Below are 14,492 nucleotides of genomic sequence, written 5' to 3'. Positions count from 1 at the left end.
TTTTTGCAAAAAATGTAATTGAAATAACTTTTTTTATACCCAAAACGAAGGTGTCCATATAAAACCAAGGGAACGATCACCTTTTTCAGTCAAATGTCTTCTCAACCAAACAAAATTACAAGTAAAGGGTTAAAGAACGTGAAAGCGATTGAACAATTATTATGGAGCATTGCTTTACCAGGATTTGGGCAATTCCTTAACAAAAAATACTTTAAAGGCTCAGTGTTTATCCTCTTAGAATTTCTCATTAACATGCAATCTGGATTTAACGAAGCAATTCAATTAAGTTTTTTAGGGAAAAACGTCGAGGCAGCCAAAGTTATCGACTATCAATGGCTAATGTTCTATCCTTGTTTATACTTTTTCGCTATGTGGGACGCCTACAAAGATGCAGGTGGGGGAAAATCTATGTATTCCTCTCTTCCATTTGTTTTTGCCGCTTATTTTGTCACGGTAGGACTTATGTATTCACCTCACATAACCATTTTCGGTATATTTTTCGGTCCGATTTGGCTGCCGATGTTATCGGTCATTCCCGGTGCCATTATCGGATTTTCTCTTAAATCGTTGCTCACAAAATTAGATAGGTTATCAAATAAAAAACAAGAACATCTTTCCCTTCCTCTCGGATAACACGTATCCTATCAGAAGAACAAAAAAACATAGTTGAAATTTCCATTGATTTATTATATGATGGTACCAGCACCTACACCAACACAATATATTGTGTTGGTCACCCGAAAAATAAACTACATATAGTTTTCGATCAAAAACCGCAAGCAATGGTGTCCGAATGGACTTAATAGGGAATCTGGTGCGAATCCAGAACTGTCCCCGCAACTGTATGTGTGGACGAAATGGAAATTCCACTGTATACGAAGGCTCCTGCGGCGCGTATACGGGAAGGATCCAAAGTAGGAAGAAACACGAGTCAGGAGACCTGCCTTGCTTGTTACGTTTCACATTCTTCGGGGATTGAGAAGATGAAACGATGGTTTAAGAAGGGCTTTTCGTACCCTTTTTACGCTATCGTTTCATCCACTCAAACTTGAGTGGATTTTTTTATTGGGATGAGGAGGAGAAACAATGAGCTTACATACGAAAACAACAATAATCACGACGGAAACAGGACAAACAGAACCGTTTTCGCGCGAAAGACTGATTTCTTTTATCCATGACGTAACCAAAGATTTTCCGCACTTACAGACAGACGAATATGTCAATCGAATCATTCAAGCGATTGAAAGTAGAGACCGCCTTTCGTCTGAACAAATCGCTCATTTGCTTATTCTTGAAGGGCTGTCTTATATTAACGAGGAAGAGCCGGATTGGACGTTTGTTTGTGCACGAATGTATTTGAAGCGTTTGTACAAAGAAGCAGCAAAAAACCGTGGATATGACGCAAACGAGCGTTATGGTTGTCTTTATCATTTGATTACGACGCTCGTTTCGAAAGGCGTTTACAGTCCATCTCTTCTCGACAATTATTCAAAAGACGAAATCATCGAACTTTCCAAACTGATTGACCCGGAAAAAGACAAGCTATTCACGTACATTGGCATTCGCACGCTTGCGGATCGCTATCTTGCGCGTGACTTTGATCGAAACTTATATGAACTGCCACAAGAGCGATTTTTAATCATTGCGATGACATTAATGTCCCAAGAACCAAAGCAACTCCGTTTCGATTTAATCAAGGAAGCGTATTGGGCATTAAGCCATTTATACATGACCGTTGCCACGCCTACTCTTGCCAATGCCGGAAAAAGCTACGGACAATTATCGAGTTGCTTTGTAGACACAGTAGACGATAGCTTACAAGGAATTTACGACAGCAACACCGATATTGCCAATCTCTCTAAATCAGGCGGCGGAATTGGCGTCTATCTTGGTAAAATTCGTAGCCGCGGCAGCGACATCAAAGGCTTTAAAGGCGTTTCATCAGGGGTCATTCCATGGATGAAACAATTAAATAACACCGCTGTCAGCGTCGACCAATTAGGGCAGCGAAAAGGAGCCATCTCCGTTTATTTAGACGTCTGGCATAAAGATATTTTCGCCTTTTTAGACGCCAAATTAAATAACGGCGATGAGCGAATGAGAACGCATGATTTATTTACCGGCGTTTGTATTCCTGACTTGTTTATGGAACAGGTCGAGAAGCGCGGTGATTGGTATTTGTTTGATCCGCATGAAGTACGCAAAGTGATGGGATTTAGTTTGGAAGACTTTTATGACGAGGAAAAAGGCAGCGGCAGCTTCCGCGAAAAATATTGGCAATGCGTTCATGAACCGAACTTGTCCAAAGAAAAAGTGCCAGCAATTGAAATTATGAAAGGGATTATGCGCAGCCAGCTTGAATCCGGAACGCCGTTCATGTTTTACCGCGATGAAGTCAACCGAAAAAACCCGAATGCTCATCTCGGTATGATTTATTGCAGCAACCTTTGTACAGAAATCGCGCAAAACCAAAGTCCGACCATCGTCGAGCAACAATATACAAAAGACGGAAAAATTATTATCGAAAAAACACCGGGCGATTTTGTCGTCTGCAATTTATCATCCATCAATCTTGCACGTGCGGTGACCGATAATGTATTAGAACGGCTGATTCCGATTCAAATACGCATGCTCGACAATGTCATTGACTTAAATAACATTCCTGTTTTACAAGCACAGTTGACCAATCAAAAATACCGCGCTGTCGGACTTGGAACGTTCGGTTGGCATCATTTGCTCGCATTAAAAGGCATTCGCTGGGAATCGGAAGAAGCGGTTGACTATGCAGACAAGCTATACGAAAAAATTGCCTACTTAACGATTCAAGCAAGCATGGAACTCGCAAAAGAAAAAGGAAGTTATCCAGCTTTTGAAGGTTCCGATTGGCAAACAGGCGCTTATTTTGCCAAACGAGGATACGATCGCTCATCAAGCCTTGATTGGGACACTCTAAAAGAACAAGTGAAAATGAACGGCATTCGTAACGGATATTTAATGGCGATCGCTCCGAATGCGTCAACATCGATTATTGCCGGAAGTACTGCCAGCATCGATCCAATCTTTTTAAAAGTATATGCTGAAGAAAAGAAAGATTACAAAATTCCGGTTACGGTACCGGATCTAAACTCAGAAACGACTTGGTACTATAAATCTGCCTATCACATTGACCAACGCTGGAGCATCAAGCAAAATGCTGCCCGTCAGCGCCATATCGACCAAGCGATTTCCTTTAACATTTACGTCATGAACACCATTAAAGCAAAAGAGCTTCTTGACATTCATCTCACCGCTTGGAAACTCGGACTCAAAACAACGTATTATGTGCGCTCAACTTCCAGCACGATCGATGAATGTGAGTCATGCGCAAGTTAATAATAGAGGGGGAATTTGTTGTGACACATACATTAACAAAACGAGTGATTATGGATCCGGAAGCGCCAAACCGCTCAACGCGAATTATCAACGGAAAAAGCTCGAATGTCCTGAATTGGGACGACATTGCCTATCCGTGGGCATTTGCCAAATATAAACGGATGCTAGCTAACTTTTGGACGCCGTTTGAAATTAATATGTCCCAAGACGTTAAACAATTTCCGCTCTTAACCGACGATGAAAAAGATGCATTTTTAAAAATTATCGGGCTGCTAGCGCTTCTTGACAGCATTCAAACCGATTACGCCGGCAGGGTCGCCGATTACATTACCGACTCTAGCATTAATGCGCTCATGATTATGCTTGCCCAACAAGAAGTTATTCACAATCACTCGTACTCATATGTTCTTTCGAGTCTTGTAACAAAAAGCAAGCAGGATGAAGTGTTTGAGTTTTGGAGAAACGAACCGATTTTGCGAAAGCGAAACGACTTTGTCACAAACGGATACAAAGAATTTGCCGAACATCCAAATGTGGAAACTTTATTAAAATCGATTGTCTATGACGTCATTTTGGAAGGATTGTTTTTCTATTCAGGATTTGCCTTCTTTTACAACTTAGCGCGCAACCAAAAAATGGTCGCCACAAGCACAATGATTAATTACATTAACCGCGATGAGCACATTCATGTCGACTTATTCGCAAAGATTTTCAAAGAAGTGCTCAGCGAATATCCTGAATACAACACACCCGAACTCGCTGCATTCGTTCAGCAAACCTTCATGAAAGCAGCCGAGCTAGAAATCGAATGGGCCAACTATATTATTGGCAATAAAATCGACGGCATTAACATGGAAGACTTGAGCGCCTACATTAAGTTTTATGCCAATGTCCGCTGCCATCAGCTAGGCTTTGAACGCCCGTTTGAGGGTTATCGGACAAACCCTCTTCGCTGGATTAAAGCATACGAAGAAGTCGATCTCGGAAAATCGGACTTCTTTGAACAAAAATCACGACAGTATACAAAAGTGAATATTGATAACGGATTCGATGAATTATAACACAAAAAAGCCGCCAACTTGCTGTTGGCGGCTCATTTGATAAATCATCCTTGCTCTTTCAAGGCTCCTCGTTTATTTTCCCTTGCTTTTTTCATCGTACCAGCAATGATAACCCCTGCCACAACAAGTAGCTCAAATCCATACTTCACAATCGGGTTCGCAAAATATCCCTCTAAAAACGGCTCATCAACGATCATTTTCGAAGCAGTCCACGCAAGTACTCCCGCCCCGATGGTAACAATGATCGGGAATCGTTCAATCCATTTTAAGATCAATGTGCTTCCCCACACGACAATCGGAACAGAAATTAACAGTCCTAAAATCACTAATAGAGGGTTGTTGTGTGCAGCTCCTGCTACTGCTAATACATTGTCCAATCCCATTAACGCATCAGCAATAATAATCGTACGAATTGCTTCCCACATGCTGTTCCCAGCTTCCACATCATGTCCTTTTTCTTCGACAAGAAGCTTATACGCAATCCATACTAGCAACATGCCGCCAACAAGCAATAATCCCGGAATTTTCAGCAACCATACGACCGCTAATGTCGCTAAAGCCCGAATGACAATCGCTCCGACCGTTCCCCAAATAATCGCTTGCTTTTGCTGGTGCTTCGGTAAATTTCTCGCTGCCAGTCCGATAACAATCGCATTATCCCCTGCTAACACAAGGTCGATAATGACAATGGACAGAAGTGCTGACAAAAATTCCATAGAAAACAATTCCATGTATCATTCCTCCTTAAACACCGTATTTATTTTTTAAGTGAGAAGGTGCCATCTTCACAATTTGTTGGAAAATAAACATAAGTACCGTTACATCGTCTATGATTCCAAAAATACCAAGCCAATCTGGAATAAGATCAAACGGAAATACGATATATCCGACGATAAACAACATAGAGATGATCTTTTTGTAAGCAGCGACTTCCTTAGATCGAAAAAATTCTATTAAAAATGGGATAAATCGGCGGATTTTCAAAACGAATCGCAGCCTTGTGAATAATTTTCTCATCACAACCTCCTCGTGCATTAAAGAATAAAATCCACCCCCTACTATTTTTACCTATTCGCCCCCTTTCCTTTCTTTTCTAAAACAAAAAGACCTTTACCGATTTGGTAAAGGTCTTACATAAAAACAGACCTTTACCATTTGGTAAAGGTCTCGCTAACAACGCTAACGTTGCCAACAAAGCCGAGGGCATCTACCCTGAACTGACGACTTTGCTGTAAAAGCTACTCCCCTTTGACGCGGACCAACATATACGTTTGTAATTTCATGATAATGGATCCTTTTTATGCTGTCAATAAAAATTCACTATCTTCCTTATGCTTGTTCAGTTGCGACTACGCTTTGTACAAATCGCTTTCCAAACTGTTTGCATGTTTCTCTCTCTTCATTGCTTGGCGCTAATTCAATTTTTAAACCTTCCAACACAACTTCTGCGCCTATCTCTTTTAATCTGTCTATCAAAATGTCAACTGCTGCACCATATTTTTCGTAGTTGGAATCGCATGAACCAAATACGGCTGCTTTTTTTCCGGATAAATCAATATCTTCCATATCATCATAAAAATCAAGGAAATCATCCGGCAACTCCCCGTCTCCCCATGTATAAGCTCCGAGAAGAATGCCATCGTATGCTTCTAATTCCTCCGCATCCGCATCTAACACTTCCTTCACTTCTATGTCAAAGCCTTCTTCCTTAATCCCTTCGACAATGGCATCCGCCATTTCTTCCGTATTTCCTGTCATGCTTGTATAAACCATAATCAATTTCGCCATCGTGATTCCCCTTTCAAAAATAAAAACGATAATCATTATCAATTAAAATTTTATTTGATAAAGATTCTCATTGTCAATCAGAACTTTTCACATCAAACAAGAAATATACCTCCAAAATATGTTATAATCCAAAAAGATTAGTAGATGAAAGAAACCACTTTGCATCAGGAGAGGAAAACAATGAACGCAAAAGAGCTAACGGCTTTATTTCTCCTTGCCGCTCTATGGGGAGCATCCTTTTTATTTATGCGCATTTCTTCCCCTGTCATCGGTCCTGTTCTCACTATAGAACTAAGAGTGCTTTTGGCTGGTATTGTTCTGTTGCTGTATGCTTGGCTATTCAAAAAAGCGATGAATATAAAACAACATTGGAAAGAGTACCTCATCATCGGTGCTTTAAATGCAGCGATCCCGTTCACCTTCATCGCTACAGCAACCTTGCACTTAAACGCTTCATTAGCAGCTATTTTCAATTCAACGACTCCTTTGTTTACTGCTCTCGCATCTCTGTTTTTTCTAAAAGAGCCGCTCAATGCGAAAAAATGGATTGGAATCGTATTCGGAACATTCGGAGTTTTCGTTTTAATGGGATGGAGTCCTGTCCCCTTTTCCATTCAAACAACGCTTTCGGCATTATTATCAATTTTAGCAGCACTATCATACGGCTGCGCAGGAGTATATGCAAAAAAAGCATTGACGGGAGTTTCTTCATTATCATTGGCGATTGGTCAGCAATTAGGAGCGTCCATTTTATTGCTTCCTTTAGCCATTGTTCATATTCCAACGAAACCAGTTTCGTCTACGGTTATCTACTCTGTGCTCGGACTCGCGATCTTTTGTACAGCAATCGCGTACTTATTCTATTTCTATCTTCTTGCCAACGTAGGTCCAACGAAAACGTTAAGTGTCACATTCCTTGTTCCCGTATTTGGAGTCATCTGGGGAATGATTTTCTTACATGAGAAAATTACCATCGGAATGATTGCCGGCTTAGCCATCATTTTAGCGAGCATCTTTCTACTATCTGATATTAAAATCGCTGTAAAACGGCAGGAATCGTTAAAAGGATAATTTTTGAAAAGCGAGGGATCCAAATGGAAAAACCATACTATGCAGTCATTTTTACTTCTGAGCGAACAGAAGGGGATCACGGTTATGAGGAAATGGCGGACAAAATGGTCGAATTAGCCTCCAAGCAGCCAGGCTTTCTAGGAATGGAAAGCGTCCGCGACAAAACAGGACAAGGAATTACCGTTTCGTATTGGGACTCTTTAGAAGCAATCCAACGTTGGAAAGAACATGAGGCACACAAAACAGCGCAGCAGAAAGGAAAACAGGTATGGTACAAACATTTTTCTGTAAGAGTGTGTAAAGTAGAAAGAGAATATTTTTTTGAGATGTAAAAAACAAACTGGCTGCTGAATCCATAGCAGCCAGTTTGTTTTTCTCAATGTCCCGACGTCAATTTCAACCCGATCAGCCCCACCAAAATAAACAGCAAAAAAATAATCCGCGAAGCATTGACGGGCTCATTTAAAAATGCCATTCCGATAATCACCGTACTGAATGCTCCGATTCCGGTCCATACGGCATAAGCTGTTCCTATCGGCAATACTTTCGTCGCAAGTGATAAAAAGTAAAAACTGATGATCATGCCCGCAATCGTAATAACAGACGGAACGAATCGTGTAAACCCCATCGTATATTTTAAAGCAATCGCCCATACGGCCTCAAAAATGCCGGCTATCATTAAATAAACCCACGACATATCCACACTCTCCTTTCACTAAAAACAAAAAAGCCACGACAGAAATATCATCAAGATACTCCTCCCGGGCTTTTGTCCCTCCGTGTACACAGTAACCCTGCGCGTTTTCTCTCGGTCACAGACTGGTTGCAGATAACCACGGAACCCTAGAAAACTTTCAATAAATATATAGCGATTGTTCAACAAAACTTATGTTAATCTTAGCACAAATACCTTTTTCTAATCAATTAATATCTCTCGACTGTAATGAAAAGGATTGATCATAAAGACTCACACATAAGAAGGATTAGACACTTTTATTTATATTGATTTCTGTTCTCCCTTTCATCCATCGGTCCACAGAAAGCGGCTATTGTTCACTAAACGCAAGATAAACAGAGATCGCTAATAAAGTAAGATCAAACTCCCACCCTGCCGTCTCGCCATTGCCTAAAAATCCAGCAGCAAATTTTACTTTAACAATCGCTCCAACCATCAACAAAGCAAACAACACGGCAACGAGTCTTGTTCCTATACCAATGATTAAGGCAATCCCACCAACAACTTCAAGTAAAGCTACTCCGTATCCCATAAATCCTGGTAAACCAATACTGCCGAACCATCCCGCTTTGAAACTTTATAATGCCATGGAATAACAAAATCACCGCTAACGTAACGCGTAAAATAAAAGCTCCTATTTCCTGCCGTGTTATCATAAAGATCTCCATGATTATTTTTATTTGGGAAATCGTTAAAGAGAGAATTGTTAAAAAATTATTTTTTATTCTTTTACTTTCAACTGAATTTGATTGCCTGATGGATCTTTAACAAATATAGTTTGTTTCGCAAGTTCAAATGTCACTCCGATATTTTTCAGCTGTTCGGCGACCTTTTTCAGTTCATTTTGATTCGGCAATAAAATTGAGAATAAACGCAACCCAACTGCATTCTCTGGCGGTTTTGGTGCACCGATTCCAGCCCATGTATTAAGACCGATATGGTGATGATAGCCTCCCGCCGATACAAATAGTGCGTGATTTTCCATTCTTATCGTTGCTTCAAATCCCAGGCCATTACGGTAAAATTCATCTGCCTCTTGAATATTGGCAACATGCAAATGGACATGACCAATTCTCGTTCCACTTGGAAGACCTGACCAAGGGGTATTGCCAACTTCAGCAAGCAATCCGTTCACATCAAGCGGCTTGGTAACCCCTTTATACTCGCCATTCTCTGTTCTCTCCCACTCATTTTTTGGTCTGTCGGCATAAATTTCAATTCCGTTACCGTCCGGATCAGCAAGATAAACCGCTTCACTAAATTGGTGGTCAGACGCTCCTTGTAACGGATACCCCTTCTGTAGCAGATGCAGAAGCGAGCGGGCTAAGCTAGCACGATCCGGTACTAAAATGGCAAAATGATATAACCCTGTTGTGCCGCGCGGTTTCAAAACGGCATCTGCCTGTTCCTCTAAAACTAATAAAGGAGTAATGCCATCGACGGTAAGTGTTACGATGCTTCGTTCTTGCTTTAGTATTTGAAAGCCTATCATTTCACAATAAAAACGGATGGAGCGTGAAAGGTTGGACACGATCAAATGAACGTGCCCGATTGTTGTAGCTGGATGAATCATTTTTTCCACTTTTGAACTCCTCTCTTTCCACTTTTATCTTCAATTAATATAGTTTTGTTTCAAGATATAAAACCTGCTTAATACGCAACCGTAAATCGCATACGATAAAACCGTGGATTCTCTGCTTCATCAAGGATTGCAACCGCATAATCCTCAGCTGATATACGGCTTTCTCCCTGTTCATTTACAACAAGTCGATCTGTACCTGTGCGGTATTTTCCAGTCCGCTCTCCCGGTTCAATCATAGCCGCTGGGCTTACACTCGTCCAATTCAATTCTTTTTCTTGGCGGTAGATTTCTAATGCATCACGATGTGCAAGTGCAATCAGTTTGACAAAATCAGGAAATTCAGGTGTATCGACAAGCTGTACTCCCGGCTCAACCTCCAAACTACCTGCCCCTCCGACGGATAAGAGACGGCTTACTCCAGATTTTTTCACTCCGTTGATTAATGAACGGGTAGCCTCCACTAACGCCTGTTCCTCTCCCGCTTTTGGTCCAAATGCGCTAATCACTAAATCATGGCCACGAACAACACGAGCGATACTTTCTTCATCAAAAATGTTACCAGTAACTATATTTAAACGCTCACTTTCTACCTTCACACGAGATGGATCACGAACAATCGCGGTTACTTCATGCCCTCTTGATAGAGCTTCCTTTAAAATACGTTGACCAATCATTCCTGTAGCTCCAATTAACGCAATCTTCATGACGGCCATTCATCCCTTTCTATTTTATGATTTTGAAATGAAAAATGGAGGTTTTCCTTCAGTAGTACTGTGTTGTAACCATTTTTGTTACAACAATCTTAAAAAAAAATTAAATTATTGTTTTCCTTGTTCAATCTGTTTAGCCAAATTATTTACTAATTCTTCTAAGCTGATGTCTTCTAATATTTTTTCCATTGCTGCTTGCGCGCGGAGCAAAATAATTTCGAGCACAGCGTGAATATTCGCTCCTACTGGACAATTGGGATTAGGGTGCTCGTGAAATTGGAACAATTCTCCCTCTTCCACTACTTCCACGGCCCGATATATATCAAGCAACGTAATTTCCTTTGTCTCTTTCAAAAGATATGCCCCACCTGTTCCAGGCCGCACATCCACTAAACCAGCTTTTTTTAATTTCCCAATAATTCTGCGAACAACTACCGGGTTGGTGTTGACACTCCCGGCAATCCATTCTGAAGTGCAATGTGCACTCTGTTCTATCGCTAACAAAGATAAAATGTGTACTGCTACTGTGAAACGGCTACTGATTTTCATATATTAACCTCCATGTAACAATTATAGTTACAACAAAAACAAAATGTCAAGTTGCAGTTATTCCTAATTTCTTATCAAATAATAAGTTTTTTCGTAGTCTTTATTTAAGAAAACTCTGAAGCAAATCTTTTTACATTTTAACTATAATATTAAATAATAATTAATACAAATTAATAATAAATGTAAAAGGAGATGAATATATGTCCATCTATCACTTTGAAGTAAAAAAGCCTAACGGCCAAACAGTCTCATTATCTGATTATAAAGGAAAAGTGCTTTTGATTGTCAATACCGCCAGCAAGTGCCACTTTACCCCTCAGTTTCAAGACTTGCAGAAGCTTTATGAAAAATATCGCGACTATCATTTTGAAATTCTCGGCTTTCCGTGCAATCAGTTTGGCGAACAAGAACCAGGAAGCAATGAAGATGCCGTTGCCTTTTGTCAGCTCAATTACGGTGTAACGTTTCCGATTTTTTCAAAAATTGAAGTGAATGGCAATAATGCTCATCCATTATTTCAATATTTAAAGAAAGAAGCACCTTTTAGAGGTTTTGACGAAACAAGCGCAACTGCAAAGATTTTAAAACTAATGATTTTGGAAAAAGCACCGCAATGGCTAATGGGCGATGAAATCAAATGGAATTTTACAAAATTTCTTATTGACCAAAATGGAAAGGTAATTCGCCGATATGAGCCAAATGAAGAACCTGTAGATTTTGAAAAGGACATTGCTGAACTGCTCGTTTCACAGATGCAAAATCATTAGTCAATATCATAAAGATGACCTGCTTCATTTACTGAAGCAGGTCATCTTTATGATATTGACTTAAGTGTTCCTCTTCACGTTTTTCTTGTTAATACAACATTCCTTACGAAAGTAGCGGGATTTTACAAAACTCAACACCCAAAAATATTATTAATACATCACATCTTACTTTCCTTTATGAGGCCACTAAGATTGAAAAAACAGCCTTATCGTGTGTCTAAATACAATAAGATGTCTAATTTACTTGATTCTGGCTTGACACGCCAAACGCATGTTTACATTCTGGGATTTTTCCAGCTCTCTTTTCGTTCTCCGATATAATAAATTCTGTCCCTCAAGAACTTCAACCGCACACCTCCCGCATGTTCCCTTCCTGCATTTATAATCCAGAGGTATCCCTTGCTTTAAGGCTATATCCAGCAATAACTCATTTGAAATAGGTAACAACTGAAAAGGTCGATTATTTTGTTTTATTTTAATCACACTTTGCATTGCACTAGGAAATTCTGCGATCTCCATTCTTTGTTTGTTTTTTATTAGTGACCCCACTGTTAATCTTCTCTCCATATAATATAACCCCTCCCTAAAATTACCACGTGTTTTCGAAAATGAATATCATTTATAATTTAGTTGAGAATTGTTATCATATCCAAGAATGGAGGCATCTTTGTGAGGATCCAAATTAATGGTTTACGGGATATACATGCGATTTTATCCAACCAAAGAAAACTCGGCGGAGTCATCGAAACTTCTTTTCTTCGTCTTCGTTCAGGAGAAGAATATCCATATGCCTGCATTACCCATGTAGACCTTTTAGGTTCAAATTATTATTCCATTGGCTTTGTAACAAATGAAGGAAAAAAAATGATTGTAAACGTTAACGAAGTGAGTGTCATCTCCTCTCCAGAGCATAAAAAAATAGCCGAAGTAAAAAATTCAGTATATAAAAATTTGGTTATTAAAGAAAAATTCAAATACTTAAAACGTCTTTTCGATATCCATCAAGGAAGTTATACCATTCACTTTCTAAAAGAAGTAAAGATGATCATCGATGATATAGGCTTTGATATTCCTGACCCAGAGTTATCTTCCATGATTTTAAAAATAAAAGATCAATTCAAATCGATTTCATAAAATTCAATATAAACAGCAAACGCTGTTTATATTGAATTTTATTATTTTTATTCTTCCCCTGGATCTTCTAACGTACAGATAGCGCTTGGACGTTTTATTCTCGGTACAACTGACTCATAAACGCGGAAAATATAATTCATATTCTCAACATCTAAAAACACTGTTTGGAAATCTACGGCAATGGTTAAGTCTATATTTTGTTTTCCTGCATCAATCACCACACCTCTTCTCCCTTTAATCACTGGTGTTTGATAAATACCTGCAGGCATTAACTCTCTAATATGTTCAATTTCCAGTACATGGGTACCCTCATGCACTCTATGAATAAGAGCATACAATTCGGGTGAAAGCACTAAAGCATATGGACCCGTATGTCCCAGTTGCAGCAGTTTGTTTCTGGCTTCTACCACATCGGAAAAAGCGTTTCCTGACTTCATCCAGTCGCTACGTATGTGAGCAATCTTTCCTTTTACGTTCATAATCCCAGGAAGATCAAATTGAGCAGATCCATTAAAAATTAAATCATCCTCTAGTAATGCACACTGCTGAGCAGCATTCGCAGCAGCTGAAAAGTCAATAGGGCTACCAAGCTGTTTCGCCAGCTGAATATCACGCCAATACAAAATAAAATCTTTGTGTATAAGCGGAATCGTCAAATGCACACGGCGCGTTGGCTCTGAAAGATTTAGCTCTCCGCCATGAAAGCTGATTTCCCCGCTTTCAGGATCTTCATATACGTCATTCGCAACGGATTGAACTCCTTCACCGAGTGGGCCATATATATCAATAAATCTCCTGCCTACTAGTTGCCTTCGAGCACTATCAATGACTGTTTGATCCAACTCTCTCCATTGTTCACTATTTAACGAAGATTCGGAATACGCTAGCGCTTTATCCATCGTTTGTTCTCCTCCTTACATATTTTTTAAACTACCGACAGTTAGATACTGCTTTCTCAAAGTAGCTTGTTGAATTATGTTTTGATTCCCTGTTGTATACTCCTGTATTTTTAAAAGCTCCGACTGGTTCTCTTTTTCATCTGTAGGTACTGAAGCTTCAAAATGAACAGATGCATCGAGCTCTTTGTTCAATGCCTCAAATGTATATTTTATTTTTTGATAATCCTCAGCCGTCATATTTCTTAATGATTCAATAGTCTCCTGATATTCCGTATCCTTATAATGAAAAAGAGATAAATCAAGGTGCTCTAAAAAATTATGCAGACCAAACTTCTCAAGACTAATGTCTTGCAGTAAACGCAGGAAATCACCATTCCCTTTCGAAACAGCAGAACTGTTTTGGATTTGCGATTGCAGTTTCGGTAACAACGCCTCCAAACGATCAAAACGATGTTCTTCTTCCTCATAAATATGATGCCAATACAAGCGTTCATGGTCATCTTTTGCTTGTTCAATCGCCGGAACTAAAATATCCTTAAACTTATTCAGTGCATCTTTTGAGCGGACTAAAATATCTTGTATCTCCATTAGATTTTCAATCAACAAAATCCCCCCAAGCTTTGGTCTTTTAAGGTAATTTTTTAACTATCTTTTCCACATTAAAATGTATATAAACCTTAACTTTAGCAAAATATATGATGTTAACCAGCTATTTTAACGTATTATGCAGGTTGGATAATTCTCACAAAAATACAGCTGTAATGATTGGCATTAAAGAAATAATAAAACGGCAGCTAATTATCTGCCGTTCACTCCGTACTCA

The 14,492-nt window shown here is 39.5% G+C and carries 18 protein-coding genes and 2 riboswitches; of the genes, 7 read left to right on the top strand and 11 right to left on the bottom strand.

Features of this window, described 5'->3' with window-relative positions; translation table 11 throughout:
• Nucleotides 1-138 precede the first annotated feature (138 nt).
• The 3 genes from ISX45_RS00365 (at nt 139) to ISX45_RS00355 (ending at nt 4,433) form a co-directional block, all read left to right on the top strand.
• Complete coding sequence (locus tag ISX45_RS00365; RefSeq protein ID WP_194519688.1) at nt 139-633, top strand: hypothetical protein; 495 nt, start codon at nt 139-141, stop codon at nt 631-633.
• 132 nt (nt 634-765) lie between these two features.
• Nucleotides 766-962: riboswitch (cobalamin riboswitch) on the top strand.
• 124 nt (nt 963-1,086) lie between these two features.
• Nucleotides 1,087-3,372: a ribonucleoside-diphosphate reductase subunit alpha gene (locus ISX45_RS00360; RefSeq protein ID WP_194519687.1), complete on the top strand. Its 2,286-nt coding sequence runs from the start codon at nt 1,087-1,089 to the stop codon at nt 3,370-3,372.
• Between the two features lie 20 nt (nt 3,373-3,392).
• Nucleotides 3,393-4,433, top strand: coding sequence for a ribonucleotide-diphosphate reductase subunit beta (locus tag ISX45_RS00355; RefSeq protein ID WP_181555623.1), 1,041 nt, complete (start codon nt 3,393-3,395; stop codon nt 4,431-4,433).
• A gap of 44 nt (nt 4,434-4,477) precedes the next feature.
• Here ISX45_RS00355 and ISX45_RS00350 read toward each other — a convergent pair whose 3' ends face one another.
• From ISX45_RS00350 to ISX45_RS00340, 3 genes are all read right to left on the bottom strand, one after another.
• Nucleotides 4,478-5,164 carry a TerC family protein gene (locus ISX45_RS00350; RefSeq protein WP_181555622.1) on the bottom strand — a complete coding sequence of 229 codons (687 nt, stop codon included), beginning with the start codon at nt 5,162-5,164 and terminating at the stop codon, nt 4,478-4,480.
• A 13-nt stretch (nt 5,165-5,177) separates the two neighbouring features.
• Entirely contained in the window at nt 5,178-5,450 is a 273-nt protein-coding gene (locus tag ISX45_RS00345) for a YkvA family protein (RefSeq protein WP_194519686.1), read from the bottom strand.
• A 312-nt stretch (nt 5,451-5,762) separates the two neighbouring features.
• Nucleotides 5,763-6,221 (bottom strand): flavodoxin, encoded by a 459-nt coding sequence (locus ISX45_RS00340; protein WP_194519685.1) that lies wholly within the window; start codon nt 6,219-6,221, stop codon nt 5,763-5,765.
• 180 nt (nt 6,222-6,401) lie between these two features.
• Between ISX45_RS00340 and ISX45_RS00335 the strand changes: the two genes are divergently transcribed.
• Both ISX45_RS00335 and ISX45_RS00330 read left to right on the top strand, forming a co-directional pair.
• Entirely contained in the window at nt 6,402-7,292 is an 891-nt protein-coding gene (locus tag ISX45_RS00335) for a DMT family transporter (protein WP_194519684.1), read from the top strand.
• Nucleotides 7,293-7,315: 23 nt separating this feature from the next.
• The gene (locus ISX45_RS00330) at nt 7,316-7,624 is read left to right on the top strand and encodes an antibiotic biosynthesis monooxygenase family protein (protein WP_181555618.1); all 309 of its coding nucleotides are present in this window, start codon (nt 7,316-7,318) and stop codon (nt 7,622-7,624) included.
• A 44-nt stretch (nt 7,625-7,668) separates the two neighbouring features.
• Here the strand turns inward: ISX45_RS00330 and ISX45_RS00325 are convergent, their stop codons facing one another.
• The 5 genes from ISX45_RS00325 to ISX45_RS00305 form a co-directional block, all read right to left on the bottom strand.
• The gene (locus ISX45_RS00325) at nt 7,669-7,989 is read right to left on the bottom strand and encodes a DMT family transporter (RefSeq protein ID WP_181555617.1); all 321 of its coding nucleotides are present in this window, start codon (nt 7,987-7,989) and stop codon (nt 7,669-7,671) included.
• A gap of 59 nt (nt 7,990-8,048) precedes the next feature.
• Nucleotides 8,049-8,150: riboswitch (guanidine-I (ykkC/yxkD leader) on the bottom strand.
• A 188-nt stretch (nt 8,151-8,338) separates the two neighbouring features.
• On the bottom strand, nt 8,339-8,560 hold the full coding sequence (locus tag ISX45_RS20140; RefSeq protein WP_407649679.1) for a DoxX family membrane protein: 222 nt from the start codon (nt 8,558-8,560) through the stop codon (nt 8,339-8,341).
• 189 nt (nt 8,561-8,749) lie between these two features.
• The gene (locus ISX45_RS00315; RefSeq protein ID WP_323744651.1) at nt 8,750-9,610 is read right to left on the bottom strand and encodes a VOC family protein; all 861 of its coding nucleotides are present in this window, start codon (nt 9,608-9,610) and stop codon (nt 8,750-8,752) included.
• Nucleotides 9,611-9,678: 68 nt separating this feature from the next.
• Entirely contained in the window at nt 9,679-10,314 is a 636-nt protein-coding gene (locus ISX45_RS00310) for an NAD(P)-dependent oxidoreductase (protein ID WP_194519683.1), read from the bottom strand.
• Between the two features lie 114 nt (nt 10,315-10,428).
• Complete coding sequence (locus ISX45_RS00305; protein ID WP_194519682.1) at nt 10,429-10,869, bottom strand: Rrf2 family transcriptional regulator; 441 nt, start codon at nt 10,867-10,869, stop codon at nt 10,429-10,431.
• A gap of 200 nt (nt 10,870-11,069) precedes the next feature.
• Between ISX45_RS00305 and ISX45_RS00300 the strand changes: the two genes are divergently transcribed.
• Entirely contained in the window at nt 11,070-11,636 is a 567-nt protein-coding gene (locus ISX45_RS00300; RefSeq protein WP_181555614.1) for a glutathione peroxidase, read from the top strand.
• 240 nt (nt 11,637-11,876) lie between these two features.
• Here ISX45_RS00300 and ISX45_RS00295 read toward each other — a convergent pair whose 3' ends face one another.
• Nucleotides 11,877-12,203, bottom strand: a complete 327-nt coding sequence (locus tag ISX45_RS00295; RefSeq protein WP_194519681.1) for a 2Fe-2S iron-sulfur cluster-binding protein — start codon at nt 12,201-12,203, stop codon at nt 11,877-11,879.
• Nucleotides 12,204-12,305: 102 nt separating this feature from the next.
• Here ISX45_RS00295 and ISX45_RS00290 point away from each other — a divergent pair, with 102 nt between their 5' ends.
• The gene (locus ISX45_RS00290) at nt 12,306-12,770 is read left to right on the top strand and encodes a hypothetical protein (protein WP_194519680.1); all 465 of its coding nucleotides are present in this window, start codon (nt 12,306-12,308) and stop codon (nt 12,768-12,770) included.
• A gap of 47 nt (nt 12,771-12,817) precedes the next feature.
• Here the strand turns inward: ISX45_RS00290 and ISX45_RS00285 are convergent, their stop codons facing one another.
• Together ISX45_RS00285 and ISX45_RS00280 are read right to left on the bottom strand one after the other, a co-directional pair.
• Nucleotides 12,818-13,669 (bottom strand): family 1 encapsulin nanocompartment shell protein, encoded by an 852-nt coding sequence (locus ISX45_RS00285; RefSeq protein WP_194519679.1) that lies wholly within the window; start codon nt 13,667-13,669, stop codon nt 12,818-12,820.
• Between the two features lie 15 nt (nt 13,670-13,684).
• Entirely contained in the window at nt 13,685-14,272 is a 588-nt protein-coding gene (locus ISX45_RS00280) for an IMEF encapsulin system ferritin-like cargo protein (RefSeq protein ID WP_181555610.1), read from the bottom strand.
• Nucleotides 14,273-14,492 lie beyond the last annotated feature (220 nt).

The sequence above is a fragment of the Thermaerobacillus caldiproteolyticus genome (assembly GCF_015326725.1).
GTDB lineage: Bacteria > Bacillota > Bacilli > Bacillales > Anoxybacillaceae > Thermaerobacillus > Thermaerobacillus caldiproteolyticus.
This window is presented reverse-complemented; position numbering and strand designations above follow the sequence as displayed.